The sequence below is a fragment of the Spirosoma arboris genome (assembly GCF_009754945.1).
GTDB lineage: Bacteria > Bacteroidota > Bacteroidia > Cytophagales > Spirosomataceae > Spirosoma > Spirosoma arboris.
This window is the reverse complement of the sequence record NZ_WPIN01000029.1, coordinates 41,784-65,014: the sequence shown is the minus strand read 5'-3', so window position 1 is coordinate 65,014 and position 23,231 is coordinate 41,784. Positions and strand designations below refer to the sequence as shown.

Below are 23,231 nucleotides of genomic sequence, written 5' to 3'. Positions count from 1 at the left end.
AGCCCTCTAGCTGTTCGAAAAAACTTTTCAGTTCCTACTTACCTTTTCTTCACCCATCCGATAAAGACGAGCTAGATCTAATAGATACAACACTATTAGTCAGCGCTCACACTAACGTTTTTCACCTCGAATATGCTACGACAATTACTGCCCGAATCGTTAAAAAAGCCAATCAGAAAGACCTACACAAGTGTTGTTGATTATAGCGAGTTGCTTTTTGGTCTGCGTGACGAATTAACTCCTCCACGCTCTAAAATCTTTATTGGAGCGGGTGACTTTCGAACGGTTGGTCAGGAATTTAAGCAGCATTTTATTCAGCTTGGTAGTTTAAAGCCTACTGAGTCTGTTTTGGACATAGGCTGTGGAATCGGTCGAATGGCCGTTCCCTTAACCGACTATCTGACTTCACCTGGAAGTTATGATGGCTTCGACATTGTTAAGCAGGGTACAGACTGGTGTCAGCGTACAGTTGCCCCGCGCTTCCCCAATTTTCACTTTCAATTAGCGGATGTCTATAACAGCCATTATCACCCCAGTGGGCAGTATCAGGCACATGAGTACCGGTTTCCGTTCGAAGATAATCGCTTTGATTTCGTCTTTTTAACCTCTGTGTTTACTCACATGCCCGTTCGGGAGACAGCACATTATATTGCTGAAATCAGTCGTGTACTTAAACCCGGTGGCCGTTGCTTTGCTACATTCTTCTTACTCAATGAGGAATCGCGGAGGCTCATGGTGGGAGAATCTAGTCAATACAATTTTCAGTATGAATTAGAGGGGCGTTACATTTTCACCCCCTTAGATCCGGATTTGGGTACAGCATTCGACGAGTCCTGGGTAATAAATACTCTCAACCAACACGGCTTATCAGCTCAAACCTCCATCTATCCAGGTCGGTGGTGTGGACGAAAAAAGGCAACCACCTTTCAGGATATTATTGTAGCGTACAAAAGCTAAGCTGTTCTATACTGCCCTATAGGAAGGGGATAACAATGCTGAGTCACTTTCTCATCCAGTTGCCTGTAGAGCTTGTCTGCAACGTCACATTGCCTGCCTATTGCAACAACTCACTAGTTCACGCTGTGTGGTGGCCAGTTCCTGAATGTCTTCCAACCACTGCCAGAGCGTCTCGAAGTCGTAGCAATCGCGCGGATCTTCTAAAGATGATTTCATCTTTTCCCTAGCGATTAGGAAGCTTTGTGGAGGAATGAAGGCTGAATAACATCTGGTTGAAATCTAACCTGCATTCGGGCTACTCGGGCCATTTCACTATCCACATAGGAAGAGGTAATAAATGCCGGTATTGAGACCTTCTCGCCGACAGATTTTGGCTACCGATACTAAATTCAATACTGTGGCCAGTAGATAAAAACAGGTAGTCACTACACTAACCTACTAGTATCTTTAAAAACAAACTATCCTTTCCCAGTTAATCGAATGAATAACCAAGATCCCTGGCGAGTTTTTTATTCGTATGCTCATAAGGACAAAGCCTTACGTGATAAACTTAGTATCTACCTTGCCCCATTAGTACGGCAACAGCTTATTACTGAGTGGCATGATCGCCAAATCCAGCCAGGCGCTAACTGGAATACTGAAATAACCGCTCAACTTGATTCTGCCGATCTAATTCTACTGTTACTGAGTGCCGATTTTCTGGCTTCTGATTATTGTTTTGGGGTGGAAGTCGAGAAAGCATTCGCCCGGGCGAAGCATGGGGAAGCGAAGGTTATGGTCATCTTACTTAGACCTTGTTTATGGAAAGAATCTATTTTTAGTGAGCTTCAGCTCATTCCTAATGGGGCTAAGCCTGTTACTTCCTGGTCAAGGCGGGAAGATGCGCTACTGGAGATAGCCAGTGAAATAGAAAAAATGGTTAAAAATCCTCCACCAAAGCCCTTACCTCAATCTATTACCCCATCGAACTTAGACAGCTCCTCGCTCAGCCTGGTTCGGTATCAGGTTCAATGTTATGCAAAGCTCTATGAAAGAACTCGCCAACGTATGGTAGGGAAGTCGGATGAGCGTACTAAACGCATGAATCAGATCTTTGAAAAAATGCGAAATTTAGCAAATGCCTCCTATCCTCTACTCGATGAATTAATTGTAAGTCCGTCTCCAGGTGAGCGACTGGCAGCCGTTTCAATCTTACAGGTTTTTACTAGCCTGCAACATCTCCAGTTTCTTGTCCAGTTGATTGGCAAAGAAAAACCGTTTATCGGACGTGAAGCTGCCAATGCACTTTCTTTTGCGGCTGAAGCTTTTGACCCAAAACTGTATCCTCAATTACTAGAGGCAATCAAAGAAGCACAGGCTGCACTTAAGAAAGCGAATGCAGACGGAACCCACCGGCAATCCATATTACGGAATGCAGAGCAGGAAATTCAGAAAAGCATTGAGATTCTTAGTGTCCAACCAGATAAGCATAACTGACATGTCAAAAGACAATGTCAGTTCACTCCACCACCGGATTAAACTGGATACCTTCGGCTAACTCGGCAATCAAGGAATCGTTATTAGTGTATTCATCGATCGGGTTTCATCTACCTCGATCCGTAACAGCTTATCCAAGTCGTATTGCGGAGAAACCGTTTTATTATTGACGGTTAATTTGCTCACTTTCTCAAAGCCCAAGAATGCCTCAATCAGTGACTGTCCTTGTAGTTGAACGTTCAGTTGGGTGCCCGTGCGAGCGTCCGACGTTTTGGCTGCATACATAAATACCTTGGAAAGGGAGCTTAGCAGTGGTTTCCCATTCCGACGTAGATAACTACCATTACTGATAAATACAGAGGAAATTTGAGAAGCATCCTGGCGATCAGCATTCTGTGGAAACGTGATCGCCGAAATGTATGCATCCGTTTCCCATCCGTTAATGGTTGCATTCGCGTTCCGGTGCATCAGTCGTCCATCCGCCAGCAGGTTGATATAGATTTCGGCAATCTGTCCATTTTGCGTAATGCGAACACCTAAGTAATTCGTGCCTTCAAACTTTTCGATGACAGGTAAATTACTACGCCCGGCAGCTCCACTGGCTCCCGACGAGCCCGTTGCGGTCTGGATTGACGTATTGGTTTCGTCCAGTAGCAGGATCGCGTTGACAAACTTGGTACGGTCGGTTTTCTCCGGGGGCGACAGTACATAATAGGGAATCTGCACATTGGTCGTCCGGTCTTTCAGGCCGTACTCTGTCCGAAATTTCATCTTTTCGGGTAAGTCATGCGGATAGCCCAGTGGGAGCATTTCAGGATACAATGGCCGGAAAAGGATGGCCGCACTGTCTTTGGTGATCTCAAAATCGGGACCACGCTTAACAGCTTTGTCAGCATAGTGGAGTAGGTAATCAAATTGGCCAATGTCGTAGGTTTTTACGTCGTCGATAACCAGAATGACTTTGCCAATCCAAAGGAAATTGCGATAGTTGCGCAGAAAGTTACGGGAGGTCGGGCCTGTCGCATCTGCCAATACATACTTCAGGCTGCCGCCATCGATCAGATTGTATAGATGACCAGGATTCTTTACCGCGTTGTACTGATCGCGTGCGTCCTGTGCTTCGCCGTTGAACAGGAGAACGTTGTGTGCCCGGCTTGTCACGAAATAATTGCTGTATTCAGGATTACCATAGCTAACATCCCCTCCATCGATGAGCAGGTATTCACCCTTATGATAGAGTACGAACGAACCTGCATCGGCATGGGCGTGATTCCAGGTAAAACCGCATTTTACACCCAGCAACGTAGCATTGGGTTGCCACGACGAACGCAACATCCCCCACCCCATCGACGAATAGGCGGCTGAGGGTGGAAGTATAGGGAGCGATGGAATAGTCTGATATTCTGGCTCATAGAGAAGCCCCATAGGCGACTCTATCTTTAAGCCTTCACCAAACCGATTGTTTGCTGTTTGTTGTACGTACCAATAATAATCTGGCTTCCCCAAGCCCAACGCAATGAGTAGTTTGGCAGGTCGTTCACCGTTGGCCAGATCATTGCTATCGCCGAAATTAAACGATAGCAGTGGCTTTCCGGCTCTTGGATATGAAGCATGAATAAACCAATCAACCGTTTTTTGAAGCACCGCATCATAGGGCATTTTGATAGACCCTATGGCATTGGTGTACCCTACTCGAAACAACAGATATTCTGATATGCCATAGTTTGCATAGCTTATGCTCTCATAAAAACCCCCATCTGGATCAAAATTGGCTGGTTTGTTTTCCAATAGGCTCCCCGCAAAGGCAAACCATTGTCGACTATCCTGCATAATATCAGTAGCCCATTTTTTAGCCTGAGGTACTTCGTTCATCACAGCCAGCGATGCAACACCTGCTTCAAATACAATGGCGGCCCACCAGTTGTGACCCATCGAATTGAGCGACTGAATCCGCTTGTCTTTAGATAGCCAGTCATTGATCGAAGGCTCAATGCCAAGTTTCACGATTTTGGCAGCAATGTCCTTGCGTTCGTCTTTCGAAAGTGCATTATAGATAGCATCATAGGTGACCGATGCCGTCCAGTTGCTATGACTAGTCCCCAGGCCTGCGTTCCAACGTGGCGTTCGATCATCCATTCCATCCCAGAAAGCTCGGTTCACTAACTCACCAAGCAGGATTTTGGCCCGGTCAGCGTATCGCTTGTCGCTAGTCATGGTATACGCCAGAGCCAACTGCTCCATATTACCACCCTTTGGTTCCGACAGCCAATGATCGCACCGCTGCCGAATCTCGTTCCAGCGATTGGCCAGTAACGTATCCGTTTTGATGCGTTCTTTCAGTCGACTGGTCCGTTGCGGGGTGTAAAACAGATACGGATGCGCTTTGGCTGCCTGTACCGGTATGATTGCCCACGCCAGACTCATCGTGTAAGCCCAACAAAAGAGGTAAACTTGATTATGTTGACTCATGGGTACTGGTCTATAGTTATCCGAATCGTTAGTTCTTTTCTTCGATAATTATAGCTTGCCCCCCCTTGGCCTTCAGGCTAATAGGAAAACTATCAGTCGGCTTTAGGTCAATGACTTGTTTGCGAATCCCACCCGCAGCGTCGTCGTCGTAAATGGTAGCCTTATACTGTTTCCCTGAGGACAGAAAATGAAGCGGCAATGTACCCGTCCAATCAGATAGGCCAGCCACAGAACCGACGTACCAAGTGCTACCCTGTCTGCGGGCGACACTAACCACTTTCCCAATCTCACCGACCAGATACTGGCTTTCGTTCCAGACAGTAGGGACTCGTTTGAAGAACTCGATTTCGCCTTCATCGTTGTAATCCGTTGGGTTTCCGTACCAGAAGATAGCCTGCAATGGACTGAAATACACGACCGAAAGAGCCAACTGCTGACCCTTGCTGACTTGTAGTTTGGTCTTATACAGATTGTCGGTAAAGTAGCGATTGGTGTTGGGGTAACAGAAGGTATAATCGGCAGCACCAGCCATAAAGCGGGTAAAAGGAAGCACCGTATTATGAAACGCATCGGGGTTATTTTCGTTGCCTCGAATACCTTCCTGAGTGAGCAGATTTGGATACGTTCGGCTCAGGCCCGTGGGTTTATAGTTATCGTGAATGTCCAGAATGAAACCGTGGTCATACACCTTTTTAATAGCGCTGGCCAGCCAGGTAATCCCTTCCTGGGTTAGACCATCCACGAATCCAAACTTTAATCCGGCGACGCCCCATTTCTTATACAATGGCAGAATTTCGTCCAGTTTTGCCCGTAAGCCCACCCGATTTACGTACAAAATCACCCCAATTCCTTTCTCCTTTCCGTATTGAATGACTTTAGGCAGATCAATGGCTGGAATGACCTGAGTCGGGTCGGAGGTGGTTCGAAATTCGGCACCGTACCAACCTGCATCAAACATAATGTATTGAAAGTCATGCTTAGCCGCAAAGTCGATGCAGTTGAGTCCACCTTGCGTTGACAGGCCCGACCGAATGAGCTTCCCCGGTTTTATCCATGCGGGAACGGTTGGGCTCGTCGGAGTACAAAGCCGCAGCGGCAAATCGCTGAATTGATGTAAACCAATAGCCGATGTAGCAACACTGATGGTACGCCAGGGTGTTTGAAAGCCTGTCGTTGTCTTTACTGAATCGTTGTGAAAAGCGATTGCCAGTGAATTATTGGCTTTTCCTGCTGTCAGGACGGATTTAGTATACTCTCGATTATCTGCTTCACCGATGGTTAGAAAAAACCGGCCGTTGGTCAGCGTAGCCGGGAAATCGCAGCTTTTTTGAAGATCAGAAACGGTAGTTGGTGTAAAGACAGACTCTTCGTTGTACTGATAAATCGTGTACGCATCGGTCAGTGCGAAGGTGGTGTATTCTTGCCTGATAACGCCCACATTCTCTTCTTTCTGCTTCGGCAGTACGTATCGAAACGCCACACTACCGTTGAACACGCGGACAATGAGTTGATAAGAAACCGATCCTGATTGACAATCCAGTTTCAGCTCGTTATACTCATTCTGAATGACGTCGTTTTCACCCAGCGGCCAGGCAAACTGTTCTTTGTGTGTGTGTGCAGTCTGTTTTTTGACCACTACAGCCTGTCCGACACTCACCGCGTCCAATTGAAATCCCAGCCCTGACCAATTCAAGACCGGTTCATCGGCTTGCCACATGCGGTAAACAAGCTCTTTTTGATCATTAACGGTTATATCTATACGCGTCTTTGTATCTGGCGAATTTGCCTGATATATATTGGGCTTTGGAGCGGCTGTAACGGATTGAGAAAATGTCCACCCGATTATCAGGAATGAAAAGAAAAGTCGGTAGCGACAAGAACAAGCGATCATTATATCTATTTTAATGTAGCAGAAACAGGCGTAAATTTTATGGCTTCAGTAAACCTCCCCACCTTAAGACCGAAGTCGGTGGTAGAGAGAATTTGTTTCCCGTTTATAGAGATGTTGTCAAATGTCACGCCTTTGATGGCTCCCTTTTCGCTTAACCCTTCAATGATGGACGGATTGGCTAAAGCACCCGTGTACGTGATATTCTTAAACAGAACATCTTCAATATTACGACCAGGGCCGGTATTATACTTCTGATTATACAGCACGCGAAGATTGACTAATTGCCCTTCTTCAAAATCGTCAACCCGAATGTTTTCGAAACGTATGTTGCGAATCAAATTTAAATCTCCGCAGCTAATAGCCATACACCCCTGATAATTCGGATCATCTTCATCATGTTCCAGAATGTCGATGTTTGTGAAGGTGATATTTTCCAGCGTATCCCCTACCGAAACGGTATTTCCGTGGAGCCCTAAATTGATCGGATGCGCGACATCGGCCCAGAGGATCGAATTCTTCACCGTCACATTCCGGCAGCTTCCGTAATAGTTCCACCGATGCCCGTAAAGGGCAATGCAGTCATCAGAATTCCGCATGAATACATTGTCTACGAGCACGTCCGAACAACTCATCAGGTCAATGCCGTCGCTCCAGCCTTTGCAGCTAAACGATTTCAGATTCCGAATCGTAATTCCTTTCGATTGTCCGCCATAAACGGTGTAATGCTGTGGATTTCGGACAATGAGGCCATCCACCTCTACATTTTCTGAATGCGTAATCTCGATCCCGCGCAGGGGGTGATCCAAAATGCCCCGTCCTAAAATCCGTACGTTCTTTACTTTGTCGCAGACTAACTTTCCCCGTAACACGGCTCCTCCGGCCAGATATACCGTTTTGTCACTCGGTATATTAAATACATCGCCGGGCTTGTCGCCGGGGGTATGGATGCCAGGACCAAAATAGACTATGTTCGGGTCATTCGGGTTAGGCTTATACGTTTCAAGCGGATTGGCAAACAGATGCAGGTTATGGCGTTTATCTCCATTGATTTCGATGGATAAGTTACGCGGCTGATTCAGCTTGAAGTAGAGCGTTTTACCCCTGAGCGTAGGCACTATCTCCGCCGACAACGGACGAATCTGTACGGCCTGAATCGTCTCATTATTTGCGGTTACGGCCACCTCGACCGTTCCCGAAAAATCGAAGGTAACCATCGACGCAATCTGGACTTTATCCATATCCACGTCTACTGCGTATTCAAACAAATCCTGCCAGGCTTCGCCAGATCTACGGACTCGAACCGTAAAGTCATCATTGTGAGCTGAATAGACAAGTTCCTGCGGAACGGGATGTACTACTAACGTCTGCGCTAATGCGGTAGATAATGCAGCTATCAGGAAGAAAAAAAGAACGTGAGTGACGTGTTTCATTTATTTTCTGACTACGCTTACCAACCTGGATTCTGTTCTAATTTTGGGTTCAGCTGAAGCTGCTGGGATGGGATAGGCCACAGGTAATTCTTTTCTGAGAAACTGCGAACAGCATCGATAATAATCACTCCGTCTGCATCTTTAGCGGCCGACGCTCCCGCAGGATACGTCTTCTCAAATTCGGTACCTGTCCATTTGGTCGATAGCTCGGGTTGGGCTAACAGCTCAACTGCATTGTGCCACCGTTTTAAATCGTCGGTCCGAAAACCCTCTGCCCAAAATTCGACGGTGCGCTCCCGGCGAATTTCGGTCCGCATATCCAGGCCATTCGTTTGCACGAACTGATTGCTGAGTTTAGGCATTGTTTTATTGATGCGAAGTCGGGTCAGATTTAGCGATTTATCCAGATCGGCATCACTGATTGTTCCATTGCGCTCAAAAACGGCTTCTGCATACGTCAGGAGCACTTCCGCGTAGCGAATAACTGGATAATCATAGCCCTCTTCATTATCTGCAACCTGACGTTCAGCAATAAATTTAGAGGAACCATAACCAGGATTAGCACCATAAATTCCCTTTAGGGCATTCGCCAGATCGGCCGGACCGCTAACCCAGTCTACCCGCCAGTTTGCATTTCCCTGCCAACTCGGAGCACCCGGTACGCCCAGGTTATACCGCATCCGGGTTTCCCGGTTTTGATATTCAGAATTCACTTTAGCGTAGCCTTGAAAGAGGGGGGATTTTTCAATAGGTAATCCGTCTTTACATAAATACAGATTCGCAAAAGTGCGCGTAGGGGCTCCGGTACCCGTATGAGAAATATTGAAGCGGATTTGCCGTAATGTCTGATCATAGCGGTTCACCACTATATATTCCGTATTAGCTGTCTTGGTGATATTCGCAGGATTCGACTTCTGATTTTCCAGGATGAACAGGTACTTCTGGGCAGAGTCTCCCAAGGCGGCTGGAGCGAATAAACTGTATTGACCACCCGTTATGACGGCACCACTAGCCGAAATAGCCATGTCCAGTAACGTATTGGCTCGGGCAGTATTATTTCGAAACTTCTGCCAGGTGCCTTCATATAACGCAACCCGACTGAGAAATGCCTGAGCGGACTCCTTGTTGATTCGACCCAATTCAGCCGCCGTTTGGGCCGTCTTGGCAGGCAAAGCGGTGATCGCATCGTTTATATCTTTAAGAATAAAATCGGTCACCTCGTCCCGTGAATTGCGTGGTCCCTGTAACTCCGACGAATTCGGGCCTAAAATTTTGTCTACAATGGGTACACCTCCGTAGAGCTGTACTAAATCAAAGTAGATATAGGCACGGAAGAATTTGGCTTCTGCTACGTATTTGGCGATTTCCGTTGGGTTAGGGTAGGTAGCCGCTTTATCCAGGAGATAATTAATAACCCGAATCCGGCTCCAGGCACCCGTTGGAACACTACCGCTATAATTGCTATTCCAGACGCCGTCTGTGGTGGGAACGGTATTCGTTCCGCGACTAAATGCATTCTGACCTCCCACGATATCGGAGCGGATATCGGCATGGGGATTATCTGATACTGCATCGGTAAACGTCCGCAGGAATAGATAATATTGATTGGCCGCCAGCATAAAATCGTTGGGCGTCTTCCAGTAGGCTGCATCGGAAAGCTGATCAAGCGGGTCTAGTTCCAACACTTTATTGCAACTGGTTTGGGTCAGTGTCAACGCACCAACCAATAAAAGAATATGGAGAATACGATATGGTTTCATCGTCAACTTTTTAAGTTCTTAGAAAGTAAGATTTACACCGACGGTATGCAGTCGATAAAATGGGTAACGGGACGTTGTCGATTCGCTATTTGCCCGGCCGACGCTACGTGTCGCTTCGGGGTCCCATCCATCTTTAATGTGTGTAAGCTCCCATAGGTCATTACCGGAATAGTAAATTCGCAACCGATCAACCCGGATCTTTTTGGTAATAACCGGGGGGAGTGTATAGCCCACCACCAGATTTTTCAGGCGTACATAAGCGCCATTCTGCACGGACCAATCCGAGATCTGGTAGTTATAGGTGTTATAAGTTGTTCCGTTCTGACCGGCTGAAATGACTGGATACGTAGCGTCGGTATGCGTCGGTGTCCAGGTATCACCAACCCAGAAATCGGTTTGTCCCTGGAAAATAGATCCAAAGGGTACGCGCCAGTTTCCTTCCCGGAAGATCGTTCGCTGGCCTACTCCCTGAAAGATGGCCTGAATATCAAAGCCTTTCCAGTCTGCCCCCAGATTCAACGCGAAACTGTAGCGAGGATCGTCCCGGCCCAGGTATTTCAAATCGCCGGGTGTGGTTAGTTTTCCATCCCCATTGAGGTCCCGAAACATGTTATCGCCTAACCGAACACCGGGTACTTTCACGGTTCCATCGGCATTGAAGGAGCCAAGGGGCATACTGATGTTGTTCCCGGTTGCCAGCGGGCGATAGGCCGCCAACTGCTCGGCAGTCTGAATACGTCCTGCATACTCCAGCCCGAAATAAGAACCGACAGGGTACCCTTCTACAGCACTATTAAAGCCTGGATTTATAATATTGGCACCTCCATAACTCACCAGCTTGTTTTGATTATCGGTCAGGCTACCACCGATCCGATAGTTAACAGGGCCGATATGATCGCGCCATTGGAGAGAGGCTTCCCAACCCCATGTTTTTAAGTGCCCAATATTACCCGCTGGAGCCACAGCCCCAATCACAGCCGCATAGGTCTGACCCAGCAACATGTTGCGGTTGTGCTTGATAAAATAATCAAAACTTCCTGATAGGCGCCGATTCAACACGCTGTAATCCAGCCCAATGTTCGACGTTTCGACCCGCTCCCATGTACGATTCAAACTCACCAGGCTAGCCGTTGGGCCAACATAAACAACGGGAGAAGTGCCGATGATCGGGAAACCGCTGTTGGTTGGTCCAGTTGTAGCGCCAACATTCAGCAGTTGGATATAATCGTACAAGCCAATGCCGCTCTGATTGCCTACACTACCCCAGGATGCGCGAAGCTTTAGCTCATTCAGAAAAGTGAGGTTTTGCATGAATGCTTCCTGCGCGATGCGCCAGCCGCCAGAAAATCCATAGAAAAGTTGCCAGCGGTTCTTCGCGTCAAACTTGGAGGAGCCATCATAACGAGCCTGTGCTTCCAGCAGGTATTTCTGTTTGTAGGCATAGTTAGCCCGCCCAAAATAGGACCCGATAGCGTAATGACTCTGGGATTCAGAAACGGTTTTCGTGGTATTATCGCCAATAGCCAGATTTAACGAAGGCACATTGTCATTGGCGACGTTAGTCGTTTTGGCCCAGTAAAGATTTGTCTCATCGCGTTCGTAGTTCGTGCCTACGGTCAGCGCAATGTCATGATCCTGCCGGATCGTCTTCTGGTATTCCAGGTATGCATTTAAGTTGTAATAGGAATCCTTGTTGAGTTGCCGCTGATAGTACGAGTTGGCTTGTGTTGGGTTATCGGGCGCCTGAATCGTGCCCAGATAATTATACCAGTGAATTGTTTTCTGTTGAATCTTTGAGTCCTGCGATAACCAGTTATACCCTGCGGTGCCGATAAGCCGGAGATTTTTAGTCAGATTATAGGTCAATCTGAAGTTGGTATAAACCCGCGTATTATATTCTTTCTGATCGCCACCCAGTTCGGCCTGCCAGTTGGGGCTATATTGCGTACCCCAGGCATAAGGTTGCCCGTTGAGGGTCGAGACGGGGAAGCCTGGCTGCTGATATTGACCTAATACATTGCCCAGCATTGTAGGCTGGATAATGTCGTTTTTCTCCAATGAAATGTTTGATTCAAGCTTGAGTCGGTCGGTAAACTGATAATCGTGCGTAAATCGGAGGTTGTAGCGATTGTTTGAGTTATTACCCCATTGCAGCAAACTAGCGTCGTGCAGATAACCCGCCGAAATTCGGTAACCTGCTTTATCGGTACGGCCTGCCACACTCAGGTTATGTTGCGTAGAGGTCGCGGTTCCCCATAACACGTCTACCCAATTGGTATTAAAAAATGTCAGGTCTTTTACATCCCCAAAACCGGGGTTGAGTGGGTTAGAGGCTGGAGCAACTGTTTGTCCGTTGTAGGTTGTTAAATCAAGGTAGCCACTGGCAGGGGCATTGAGCATCTGTTGCCCCATTTTATACCATAGATTGGTCGTTGGAGGAACCCCGTACCAATCGTTTGTTGTCGCATCCACTAATCCCTGGCCAAAGGTCTTTACATCGATCAAATGAGGCTGTAAGCCAATTCTCTTTTGAGAAACAGACCCATCATATTGAATGACGACTTTACCCGATCGTGCCCGCTTGGTGGTCACCAGAACAACCCCACCCGCAGCCCGTGCTCCATAGATGGCAGCAGCCGCATCTTTCAAAAACGACATATTTTCAATGTCGTTTGGGTTAATTGAGTTGAGTGCCGACTGGCTACTGACGGGCACGCCGTCAATGACGATCAAGGGTTCAGTACCGTTGGTTGACGTCGCCCCCCGAATGGCGAAGTTCCAGTTGGCGCGACCAGGGGCTGTTGATGAGCGGGTAACAATAACGCCCGGTACCTGACCTTGCAAAGCCGATAGTGGATTATCGACAACACCCCGATCCTGAAACACTTTATTGTCGATAGTGGCAATGGCTCCTGTTAGCGTAGCTCTTTTCTGGGAACCGTATCCAACCACCACTACCTCATCGAGTCCACGCGCTTCTCCTTTTAACTGAATAGTCAGTGATGTCTGTTTTCCGACTAGTATTTCCTGTTTTTCGTAGCCAACAAAGGAGAAAACCAGTATTGCCGTTTCGCTCGGTGCGTTAATTGTATACTTGCCATTCGCATCAGATGTGGTGCCTCGGGTTGTACCTTTAACGGCAATAGTAACGCCCGGTAAAGGTGCTTCTTTTTCGTCCGTCACCATTCCGGAAATTGTAATATCTGCCGATGTTTGTTTACTGGTTTGTAGACCATGCGGTTCTGGTCGCATAGATGGACTGTTTTTGGCAGTCACAGTCGTGATTGGTCTTGCCAGGGCACTCTGCAAAGCAAGCAAGGAACTTAAACAAAGTAGCCATTTCCTGTTCATACACAAGTCAGTTAAGGTCAGATTAATAAAGGAATTAGTTGTTTTCGATTCGCTTATTGGTCAAATTAGAATTTGAATAGTGCAAAACTAGAGCGTAAGTCAGGGCTGACGGGAGTGTTTTTTCGTCAAAAAGGTGGCAGAATTCGTCAGATCGTATGAAGTGGCTTTCTAGAACGATATATTGTATTTGGGCAGTTGGGCTATTGACTACGGTTGGGCGGACTCAGGACACGCAGGGGCGGTTCCGGTTCGAGCATATTACTATGGATGAAGGTCTGTCTCATAGTGATGCCCTGGCCGTTACTCAAGACAAGCAGGGGTTTATCTGGATTGGCACCAACAAGGGAATTAACCGCTACGATGGCTATGGGCTGAAGAAATATGGTCTTCCCATGAACCAGCTCAGCGGCCTGTCGAGCAATCGGATTCGGGTTCTGCACGTCAGTCCGGATAGTAGCGTATGGGCGGGTGGCGAACGGGCAGGTTTGTTCTGGTTTGATGCCACTCATGACAAATTCATCTCTATCCGGGCATTGCCCTGTCCGCCTGCCTATCGGCATCTGATTCCCCTTCTGGCTCAGACCAGTGTCTTTGCTATCACCTCCGATCGGCAGGGTAACGTTTGGGTAGGAACGCAGGAGTCGCTCTTTCGTTTGGCTATTGACCAGGAAGGGCGCATTCGTTATTTACAACAGATTAGCGTGCGTGATCCAATAACGCATAGTATCCATCCCGTCCGGAAACTGGTTACCGACCAGCAAGGCAAGGTATGGATCGGTACGTTAGATGCTGGATTGTGGATGGTTCAAGGATCAAATCAGGAGATGCCGATTCTGAAGGCAACTCAAGTATCGTCATTCCCGAATCTAACCATACACGCGCTCCATCTCGACACACACGGCGATTTATGGATCGGTACCGCTGATCAGGTTTTCTGGGCAAGTGTCAGCATGATCAGGCAACCTGCCACTTTCCAGGCTCAATCACTAAAACAACATTTTACCGATGTAGAAGGTCTATTTCTGGACTCGATGGACCGCCTTTGGATCGGCACCAACGCCGGCCTTTGGCAAATCGGCTCGGGACCCGCTTCGGGCAAAACTCCGCCTGTTCTGGAAACGAACGCCCGCATTTTTATACCGGATGCTACTGATTCGTATAGCATTACCTCTGTCTGGGTGCATGATATGCTGGAAGATCGGTTCCATAACCTTTGGCTGGCTACGTCGGCCGGTGGTCTGAATCAGGTCCGGCTGCAATCTAAACCTTTTGTTCATCTTCAATTACAGGCCAGTCGGCAAACGACACTAGCCGATAATTATGTACTGGCGATTACCAAGGACGAGCAACGTAACCGACTGTGGATTGGCTCGCTAAACGGGTTGGCTCGTTATGATCTGGGGCAGAAAACGTTCCGCTATTACTTACGAACCCCATCATCGGCCAATGTTAACATGATTGGTGTCAGCGCCCTTTTTCGGTCATCAGCGGGTACAGTCTGGGTGGGTACGCGGAATAAGGGCCTTTTTCTACTGAATGATACGAACACCCTCCCTACCCTACTCTCCGCCATTCCTAATTTATCCTGGGCCAATGTGCGTATCGAGAGCATCACCGAAGATCGATTTCATACGATCTGGGTTGCTACGTCTGGGACAGGCTTACACCGGTTTACGCTTCAGGGCCGCTATATCCGTTCATACGCCGAAGCGAACCAAACCTTACTGTCCAATCAACTGAGTAGTCTTTATTCCGATAACCAGCAGGACTTATTATGGGTGAGTACCAAGAACGCAGGGTTGCTAAAAATGCAGATTACGCCCACCTCACTCTCGCTGGTGAGGCAGTTCAAACATGATCCAAATCGGGAAGCCAGTTTATCGTCTAATTTCACTTGGTCGGTTCAGAAAGATCCACAAGGCAATCTCTGGGTTGGTACGATCGGCGGGGGCCTGAACCGACTTGTCACCAATGCAGGTGGACAGGAAGTAATTCAGCGCTATAATCAGCAGGTCCCCGAAACAGACGTAGAAGCCCTATTATTGGATAAGGCTGGCACAGTCTGGATTGGTGGGGAAGGATTGTTCCAATTTAATCCGGCTACCCGGCAGGTTCTTCATTATACCGTTTCAGATGGTTTACAAAGCAACTCGTTCAAAGTAGGTGCGGCTTACCGCGCTACTGATGGAACGCTGTACGTTGGCGGAATCAACGGCGTAACGGCCTTCAACCCATCTGCCATCCGATCCAATCCGGTTCCGCCCCAAATGCAGATAGTGGGCTTACGCGTTATGAACCAGCCCGTTACCAGCGGAGATACGATCAATGGTCGGGTGTTAATTTCTAAACCCTTTTCGGAACCGCAGGCGCTTCGTATTAAACCCTCAGAGAATGATTTTACCATTGAATTCGTGGGTTTAAACTTCGCCAGCCCTCGGCAAAATCGCTACGCCTATCAATTGGTAGGCTATAATGACGACTGGGTGTATCCAATTGATGGTCAACGAACCGCCAACTTTGCCAACTTGCCCGCCGGAGATTATACGTTTCGGGTCAAAGGCAGTAATGGGGATGGTGTCTGGTCAACGCCACTGACCACCTTATCGCTCACAGTACTTCCCCCCTGGTGGCGAACCTGGTGGGCCTACCTGCTCTATGCACTAACCATTGGAGCCGCCTTATTCATCTATCGACGAATTGAACTGACGCAACAGGACCTGAAAAATAAGCTGGAACTGGAACAGTTTAAGGTCGAAAAAGAAAAAGAAATGACCGATACGAAGCTGCGTTTTTTTACCAACGTATCGCACGAATTACGTACCCCGCTCACTCTGATTCTGGGGCCGATGGAAGAGCTGGTTACGGCATTGGGCCAACAGACGGGCTTTAAGGAAAAAGTGACATTGATGCACCGACAGACGCACAAATTGTTCGATCTGGTCAATCAACTACTGGAATTCCGCAAGGTTGAATCAGGGCATATTTCGTTACGGGTAACGCAGGGAGACATTATTAGCTTTTTGAACGAACTGTTTATCCTGTTCAAGCTGAAAGCCGAAGAACAGCAACTGAACTATGAACTAACTATTCCGCCCACGGCTGTACCGCTCTATTTTGATACGTCCAAGCTGGAAATTATTCTGGTTAATCTATTGTCCAATGCATTCAAATACAGTCCGCAGGGTGGCCGAGTGCAGGTATCTGCTGAAGTAATTGGCCAGCCAGATCGACCTGCCATCTTTCAGGCCGGTAAGCTGACCGATAATTTCATTGAAATTACTGTGCGCGATTGGGGTGTTGGCATGAGGCCCGATGAGGTTGACAAAATTTTTGACCCGTACTACCAGGCTTCTCATACCGAAACGCTACGGGTTATGGGCACTGGCATCGGTCTTTCGCTGGTTGCGCAGTTGGTCGAACGACACCAGGGTGACATCAGCGTACAAAGTGAGCTAGCTCATGGCACTACGTTTACGGTCAAACTGCCTTTTGGTAAAGCTCATTTGAAAGCGACTGATTTTGGCGCGGATACGTCCCCCATAATAAAGGACGCAACCTACCTGCCCGCAGCCGAAACCCGGCCGGAACGTTTATCGCTACCCGCTGATCTTAAAAATACGTTCCGACTATTGGTTGTGGAAGACAATGACGATTTGCGCCAGTATGTTGAAGGTATTTTTACCAGTGAATTTGACGTGCACACGGCTGTGGATGGATTGGAGGGCTGGAACAAAGCGCTGGAAATTCAGCCGGATGTCGTGATAAGTGATGTGATGATGCCTCGTAGTGACGGACTGGAACTTTGCCGGAAGATCAAGCAAAACCCTAAAACCGCGCACATTCCGGTCATTCTGCTGACGGCTCGCACAGCAGCAACCCATGAGTTGGAAGGACTGGAAATGGGGGCCGATGATTACATAGCCAAACCCTTCAACTCCCAACTCCTGCAAGCCCGAGTTGTAACATTACTTCTAAATCGATACCGCCTTCGAGAGTACTATAAACGCCAGATTCTGTTAGAACCTACGGAAATCGATATTCCAGATGCCGACCGGCAATTCCTGGAACAGGCCATGAGTATTGTAGAAAAGAATATGACTAATCCGGAATTCAACGTCCCGGAATTAGTTCGCGAGATGGCGATGAGTCAATCGGTTTTCTATCGACGAATCAAAAATATGACGGGCCAAACGGTTGTCGAATTTATTCGGGATGTACGGATGAAACGGGGAGCTTACCTCTTAGCAAATACATCACTTCGGATTTCTGACGTGGCTATGCAGGTCGGCATCGATGACCCCAAGCAATTCAGTAAAAATTTCCAGAAGCTCTACAACATCTCTCCTTCAGACTATATAAAACAGTTTCGAAATAAAGAGAACGCAGGCGAACAAACCACACTGATTGACTTTCCATCAATCTGAATAAATAAGTAAAATTTATAAGTGCCAAGAGTTTGTTGGGTTTGGGACTAAAGTGTATATGCCTGATTCTGCACAATTTATCGACCGTATTAAAGATTCCTGGACTCGGGAAGAATTTCCGGCAAAAAGCCTGCTGGTCAAAGAAGGGGCCTTTGCCAAGAAGCTTTTCTTTGTCGAAACAGGCTGTTGTCGATGCTGGTTTAACACCGACGACGGCAAAGAAGTAACCATGAATTTCGGTTTCGAAGGAAGTTTTGTGTCGTCAATGGAAACCATCATTTCCGATGAACCCAGTTGGTATAGTGTGGAAACTCTGGAATCAACGGTTGCCTACAGTATGCCTATCAATGAGTTTAAACAGCAGAGAGTATCGCATCCAGAGGTGAAGGCCATTTACTACGATCACGTCGAAAAACGGCTATTGCACTATCAAAAGCTGTTTGTGTCTCGTATTAAAGACAGCCCAGAAAAAAGGTATCGTGAATTACTCACGCAACACCCCGAGATCATTCGCCGGATACCCCAGCACTATATCGCGTCATTTCTGGGGATTACATCCGTTTCGCTCAGCCGAATTCGCAACCGTAAATAAGTAATTAACAATTGTTATCGCCGACGGGATTGTGGTCCGGTAATTTTGCCTCAACAAACTGTAACAGCGATGAACAACACGACGGTTCTTATTATTGGTGCAGGCCCCGTAGGCCTAACATTGGCTTGTGAAATGGCCCGACGCGCGATTCCTTACCGGATCGTTGAACGCTCCGCCGAACCACCACATGGCTCCAGGGCAAAGGCGCTGCAACCACGCAGCCTGGAAATATTAAACGATCTGGGAATCGCTGAAGCCCTGATGCCACTGGGCTATACCGACCTTCCATATCGCAAATTCAATGGGAATCAGTTCATCGGGGAAACACCTCGTACTAGTTTTTTACGGGAAGACACCCGTTATCCCAAAATTCTGCTGTTGCCACAATACAAAGTAGAAGCAGAGTTGCGGGCTAAACTCAACGAATTAGGCGGCACGGTAGAATGGTCCACCGAATTGGTCGAATTTACCCAATTGGATAATAGCATCACTTGTCGCCTGGAACATCCGAACTGGACTGAGGAGCTTAGGTGCACCTATATGGTTGCGTGTGATGGCGGCAAAAGCACAACCCGTAAAAAACTGGGTATCAATTTCGTGGGTGAAACGCATTCGCTCGAGCAGCTTTGGGTTGGCGACGTAGACGTAGAAGGACTCAAACCCGATGCCTGGTATAACTGGTTAAGCCCTGAATTCGGACTTGCCTTTGCTTTATTTCCATTTAAAGATTCCACTAGCTGGCAGCTACAAGCAGTCATGCCGCCAGATGCCGATGGGAATACCCCAACGCCCACTCTGGAAGGCTTCAACCAGCTTTTTAAAGAGCGTACGCAGATGGAAGGCGTTACATTTACCAACAGTACCTGGCAGTCTATCTATCGTGTCAATATCCGTCGGGCAGAACAATACCGGATAGGCAATGCCTTTATTGCTGGTGACGCTTGCCATGTTCATTCAATAGCTGGTGGCATGGGCATGAATACCGGTATACAGGATGCGTATAACCTGGGCTGGAAACTTGCCGCTGTCATTCAGGGGGAAGCCAATGACCGTTTATTAGATACCTATGCAGAAGAACGCATACCAATTGCTGACTGGCTGTTGAAAACCACTTCTGAGCGCCAGCAAGTAATGATAAAGGCCGCTACGGCAGGTAAAGGAGGCTTTGAAACATTGGCCACCAAGGATGGTACGCAACTCAATCTGAATTATCGGGAAAGCTCATTGACTGTAAAAGGACTAGCTACGCAAAGTACTATACAGCCCGGCGACCGGGCACCCGACGTTCAATTAGCCGATGGGAGTTGGCTATCCGAACAACTGAGAGGCCCCGAATGGAAATTACTGTTATTGAACAATGTTGAAGTTGAACCCAATAACCACCTGAAGATCATCAACGTCGACGACAAAGCGCTGATGAAGGCTTATGGATTCTCGGAGGGAATGGTCTTGATTCGACCTGACGGTTATATCGCTCTTATTACTGTCGATCCTAGTGATGTTTATACCTATTTTGATCAGCTTCAGTGATCTGTATCCACAATTTTTTTTCGCCTTAACCCCAACAAACAATCCTCCTTTAAGAAGCAACTACATGAATGCCTTTGGCTCAACTACGAGCGTTTTTTTGAGATGATTATATAGGGTCAGTCTTACTCATTAACAAACTGGATAATAAAGCCGCCTTTGGGAGCAAAAGCGTACTGCCAATTAGACGAGATTGGATATGTCTCCGTTTTAAACGTCATCAATGGATTTTCGCCTTCCATAATGACTCTAAACTTAGAAAAGCCCTTTGCATACTTGGCCAGATTTAGGTTGACAGGTACTACTTTATTCGTACCATTGATTCCGACAATGTAAGAAAGGTGGTCCTTCTGACGAGAAAGTATTAGCTGTTCCCCCGGTTCGGCCACAATACTTTCCGTTTTATCCCAGGTAGCAGGCATGTCTTTCAATAATTGTCGAACCGACACAGGCAGCGAGTCAAATATCTCTTTTGAATCCGCAAAATGAATAATGCCCGACGTATAGATCATAGCCGTAGCAAGCTCATGAACCGCCGTGTTCAACCGGGGATATTTTCGGATGGTTAGGGCAAACGGGGTGTAGTCTGTAGGGCCAGCTACATTTCTGGTGAATGGCAATACGGTATTCTGTTCAGCGGCTTTATCCGGATATCTAGATTCATAAAAATAATGTTCCGTTCCTAAAACAGCTTCGGCTGTCATGAAATTTGGCCATGTTCGATGCCAGCCTCTTGGAACGGTAGTACCATGAAGGTTTACCAGTAAATGCTCTTTCGCGGCATCCTCAAAAAGTGACTGGAAGCAGGCCATCACCTCCTGTCGGTCTGAGCACCAAAAATCTATTTTCACCCCTTTGACGCCCATAGCCGCCAGTTCTTTAAATTTCATTCTTCGTTTTTCCGGGTCGAAATACGCAGCCGAATAGGCCCACACCATAGGTTTGACACCCCTGGCAGTAGCCTTAGCAATGATCCCCTTTTCTGTATTGGCTTTCTCCCAGCCCGCATCAAACAGCGTATATCCAAACCCGAACGAGGCCGCAAGATCAGTGAATGAGTTATACGTTTCGGGGGAGCGATCCTCAGGATGTGACCACCATGACCAAGTGGCTTTTCCTGGTTCGATCCAGGACGTATCGTCTAGTTTAGAGGCAGGCGCCAAATCCGTAATCAAGCTTGAAAGCAGAATGTCTCCGGCCTGTTCACCAATGATGATCACCCGCCAGGGCATCGTCCAGGGGAGATTGTATGCCGGATGATTGTTGCCGCTCAAGGGAAGGGTATATTTTTCGTCTTGTTCAGCAAAGGCAATTTTATACACTCCGCCCTGCGAGTCGGGTTGCAAATGACAACCTGGATACGATCCATCTGTTCCGGACTCTGCCAGTAAAACCCAGTTTTTACCCTCATTTACCTGAAAAAGGGCAGGCATACACCACCCCACAGACGGGTTACGGGGATTACTGATTGTGTCGCCGGGATGTATTTTGAAGTAAAAATCTTCATAGCCTGGAGTGACCTTTCCCGCTTTATTATAAGGTTGCAACCAGCCTTTCGCATTTTTTTCAATATGAAATCCGGTGCTCTCTGTGTTAATCACCCGTATTTTTTTATCCTGATCCGGGAACCGGTAACGGAAAGCAACGCCCTCCTTTCCGGTTATCAAATCAATAATCATGAGCGCGCCCGACCTGTTTTTAAATGTTATACTCTTCGTGTCAAAAACATGATCTATCGTTTTGACATTACCCACCTTCAAATCGTATTTCTCCCGTCTTACAGCAATGGGTGAAACGTTAACGAGAGAGAGTCCAGACGTAAAATCCTGATCGTCAGCGTTGAGGCCAAGTGGAGAATCGGCAATGATGGTTTTATCCCGGCGTGTTACGTTGTAATGCAATTCTCCATTTTTGGTCAAAGACAATGTAATTTTATTTGACCCAAGCTTCGAACTCAGGCTCATCGATTGGCTTGCTGCTGTAAAGCCGCTGAAAAGAAAAATTGCTCCGACTAAAAAGGGAAGGACTTTGTAAATCAATACATTTCTCATTCTACTGATTGGGGTTCTTAGTGCCAACGCGGGGCGACCTGACTTGGGGGACTGGGAATCTACGGAATTGAGAGAACGTTCTTGTCGACTTCTACTCTCCAACTCGTTTGAATTAGTAAGCAATGTGTTTTACTGTTTGAAGGGGCACTTCCATCATTTGGCATAAGAAGGAACTAATTCATCTTTTTTTATGAAACCATTGAGGTATTAGTTAAGCGATTACCGATACCTAAAGAGTTGGGAGGTAGCCCTGCTAATTTTCGTTTATTCGTAAGCAGGTCTACAAATCATGGCGAATTATCACTTTCTGTTCCGTTTCTTTTACTGACGCCAGTTCCTTCGGCTTCCTCCCCGCCTAGTTAGTCATACTGTCAGCAATACACGACGTTTTTATCTACGATAATGTACAACCTTTATACCCATATTGCCACCAATCCCAGCCGATGCAAACGGCTGACCTACAAGGATACGCTTTTTACAATTTTCAATTGTGGTCTCAAAAAATAAGTATGAAGATCTCTGGAGCCATCATAACTATATCGTATACGTAGTGGAAGGCCGAAAAATCTGGCACACGGCCCATGGTGCTTACGACCTGCGGGAGGGTAGTTGCGTGTTTGTCAGAAAGGGAGCCTGCATTGTCGAGCAGTTTTTTGATACCGAGTTCTGTTTCTTCCTTTTTTTTATTCCCGATGCCTTTATCTGCGAAACATTAAACGCTAAATCAACACCCATTCGGTCAACAGTCCGCAAACACGAGCCTGTTATGCCCCTGGCCAACAGTATTGCCATTCATACTTTCTTCCAATCCATGCTTCCTTATGTTGAGGAGGAATGTCAACCTGATCCGGCCTTGCTGGAATTAAAATTTAAAGAATTAATTCTTACTGTAGCTGACAATACAGCCAATCAGGAACTACTGGCTTACTTCTGTTCTTTGCTGGAGGAGCCGCAAAGCGTATCGCTCCAATTGATAATGGAAGCCAATTACTGTTATAATCTTAAACTGGAAGAATTTGCGGCTTTATGTGCCCGTAGTTTATCAGGATTTAAACGGGATTTTAAGTCGATTTATCAAACGACTCCGGGTAAATGGTTATTGGAAAAACGCTTAACTCATGCCCAGCATCTACTGGCCAATCGAGGAAAAACAGTGGGCGAAACAAGCTTTGAATGTGGTTTTGAAAATGCGACCCATTTCAGCCGTGCTTTCCGGCAGCGTTTCGGCATAGCGCCTGCATTCGTCAGGCAGCGGCTCCTGGTCTGAACCGATTAGTCATATGTTTGGACTTGTGGGCAAAGC

13 protein-coding genes are annotated in these 23,231 nt (G+C 47.2%); 6 read left to right on the top strand and 7 right to left on the bottom strand.

The window, feature by feature from the left end; genetic code table 11:
- The first annotated feature begins 132 nt into the window (after positions 1 to 132).
- Positions 133 to 957 (top strand): class I SAM-dependent methyltransferase, encoded by an 825-nt coding sequence (locus GO755_RS38635; protein ID WP_157590793.1) that lies wholly within the window; start codon positions 133 to 135, stop codon positions 955 to 957.
- Positions 958 to 1,041: 84 nt separating this feature from the next.
- Here GO755_RS38635 and GO755_RS41940 read toward each other — a convergent pair whose 3' ends face one another.
- Entirely contained in the window at positions 1,042 to 1,173 is a 132-nt protein-coding gene (locus GO755_RS41940) for a hypothetical protein (RefSeq protein ID WP_262887047.1), read from the bottom strand.
- Between the two features lie 264 nt (positions 1,174 to 1,437).
- On the opposite strand from GO755_RS41940, the gene GO755_RS38630 reads away from it, so the two are divergent.
- The gene (locus GO755_RS38630) at positions 1,438 to 2,433 is read left to right on the top strand and encodes a toll/interleukin-1 receptor domain-containing protein (protein WP_157590792.1); all 996 of its coding nucleotides are present in this window, start codon (positions 1,438 to 1,440) and stop codon (positions 2,431 to 2,433) included.
- 69 nt (positions 2,434 to 2,502) lie between these two features.
- Here the strand turns inward: GO755_RS38630 and GO755_RS38625 are convergent, their stop codons facing one another.
- Genes GO755_RS38625 through GO755_RS38605 form a run of 5 tightly spaced genes read right to left on the bottom strand, consistent with a single transcriptional unit; the run spans position 2,503 to position 13,235 of the window.
- Complete coding sequence (locus tag GO755_RS38625; protein ID WP_227687269.1) at positions 2,503 to 4,902, bottom strand: heparinase II/III domain-containing protein; 2,400 nt, start codon at positions 4,900 to 4,902, stop codon at positions 2,503 to 2,505.
- 28 nt (positions 4,903 to 4,930) lie between these two features.
- The gene (locus tag GO755_RS38620) at positions 4,931 to 6,793 is read right to left on the bottom strand and encodes a glycoside hydrolase family 97 protein (RefSeq protein WP_157590791.1); all 1,863 of its coding nucleotides are present in this window, start codon (positions 6,791 to 6,793) and stop codon (positions 4,931 to 4,933) included.
- A gap of 5 nt (positions 6,794 to 6,798) precedes the next feature.
- Positions 6,799 to 8,223, bottom strand: a complete 1,425-nt coding sequence (locus tag GO755_RS38615) for a glycosyl hydrolase family 28 protein (RefSeq protein WP_157590790.1) — start codon at positions 8,221 to 8,223, stop codon at positions 6,799 to 6,801.
- A gap of 17 nt (positions 8,224 to 8,240) precedes the next feature.
- Positions 8,241 to 9,983, bottom strand: a complete 1,743-nt coding sequence (locus GO755_RS38610) for a RagB/SusD family nutrient uptake outer membrane protein (RefSeq protein ID WP_157590789.1) — start codon at positions 9,981 to 9,983, stop codon at positions 8,241 to 8,243.
- Between the two features lie 18 nt (positions 9,984 to 10,001).
- A complete protein-coding gene (locus GO755_RS38605) occupies positions 10,002 to 13,235 on the bottom strand; it encodes a SusC/RagA family TonB-linked outer membrane protein (RefSeq protein WP_198175057.1) in 3,234 nt (1,077 codons plus the stop codon).
- A 254-nt stretch (positions 13,236 to 13,489) separates the two neighbouring features.
- On the opposite strand from GO755_RS38605, the gene GO755_RS38600 reads away from it, so the two are divergent.
- The 3 genes from GO755_RS38600 (at position 13,490) to GO755_RS38590 (ending at position 19,880) form a co-directional block, all read left to right on the top strand.
- Positions 13,490 to 17,758 (top strand): hybrid sensor histidine kinase/response regulator transcription factor, encoded by a 4,269-nt coding sequence (locus tag GO755_RS38600; protein ID WP_157590787.1) that lies wholly within the window; start codon positions 13,490 to 13,492, stop codon positions 17,756 to 17,758.
- 58 nt (positions 17,759 to 17,816) lie between these two features.
- The gene (locus GO755_RS38595; RefSeq protein WP_157590786.1) at positions 17,817 to 18,350 is read left to right on the top strand and encodes a Crp/Fnr family transcriptional regulator; all 534 of its coding nucleotides are present in this window, start codon (positions 17,817 to 17,819) and stop codon (positions 18,348 to 18,350) included.
- Positions 18,351 to 18,419: 69 nt separating this feature from the next.
- Positions 18,420 to 19,880 carry an FAD-dependent monooxygenase gene (locus GO755_RS38590; protein ID WP_157590785.1) on the top strand — a complete coding sequence of 487 codons (1,461 nt, stop codon included), beginning with the start codon at positions 18,420 to 18,422 and terminating at the stop codon, positions 19,878 to 19,880.
- Positions 19,881 to 20,002: 122 nt separating this feature from the next.
- Here GO755_RS38590 and GO755_RS38585 read toward each other — a convergent pair whose 3' ends face one another.
- A complete protein-coding gene (locus tag GO755_RS38585; protein WP_394351062.1) occupies positions 20,003 to 21,802 on the bottom strand; it encodes a glycoside hydrolase family 97 protein in 1,800 nt (599 codons plus the stop codon).
- 616 nt (positions 21,803 to 22,418) lie between these two features.
- Between GO755_RS38585 and GO755_RS42100 the strand changes: the two genes are divergently transcribed.
- Positions 22,419 to 23,195 carry a helix-turn-helix domain-containing protein gene (locus tag GO755_RS42100; protein ID WP_157590783.1) on the top strand — a complete coding sequence of 259 codons (777 nt, stop codon included), beginning with the start codon at positions 22,419 to 22,421 and terminating at the stop codon, positions 23,193 to 23,195.
- Positions 23,196 to 23,231 lie beyond the last annotated feature (36 nt).

Excerpts from the sequence above, each read along its gene's own strand:
- GO755_RS38635 (WP_157590793.1), top strand. The coding sequence starts at position 133 with ATGCTACGACAATTACTGCCCGAATCGTTAAAAAAGCCAATCAGAAAG.
- GO755_RS41940 (WP_262887047.1), bottom strand. The coding sequence starts at position 1,173 with ATGAAATCATCTTTAGAAGATCCGCGCGATTGCTACGACTTCGAGACG.
- GO755_RS38630 (WP_157590792.1), top strand. The coding sequence starts at position 1,438 with ATGAATAACCAAGATCCCTGGCGAGTTTTTTATTCGTATGCTCATAAG.
- GO755_RS38625 (WP_227687269.1), bottom strand. The coding sequence starts at position 4,902 with ATGAGTCAACATAATCAAGTTTACCTCTTTTGTTGGGCTTACACGATG.
- GO755_RS38620 (WP_157590791.1), bottom strand. The coding sequence starts at position 6,793 with ATGATCGCTTGTTCTTGTCGCTACCGACTTTTCTTTTCATTCCTGATA.
- GO755_RS38615 (WP_157590790.1), bottom strand. The coding sequence starts at position 8,223 with ATGAAACACGTCACTCACGTTCTTTTTTTCTTCCTGATAGCTGCATTA.
- GO755_RS38610 (WP_157590789.1), bottom strand. The coding sequence starts at position 9,983 with ATGAAACCATATCGTATTCTCCATATTCTTTTATTGGTTGGTGCGTTG.
- GO755_RS38605 (WP_198175057.1), bottom strand. The coding sequence starts at position 13,235 with ATGCGACCAGAACCGCATGGTCTACAAACCAGTAAACAAACATCGGCA.
- GO755_RS38600 (WP_157590787.1), top strand. The coding sequence starts at position 13,490 with ATGAAGTGGCTTTCTAGAACGATATATTGTATTTGGGCAGTTGGGCTA.
- GO755_RS38595 (WP_157590786.1), top strand. The coding sequence starts at position 17,817 with ATGCCTGATTCTGCACAATTTATCGACCGTATTAAAGATTCCTGGACT.
- GO755_RS38590 (WP_157590785.1), top strand. The coding sequence starts at position 18,420 with ATGAACAACACGACGGTTCTTATTATTGGTGCAGGCCCCGTAGGCCTA.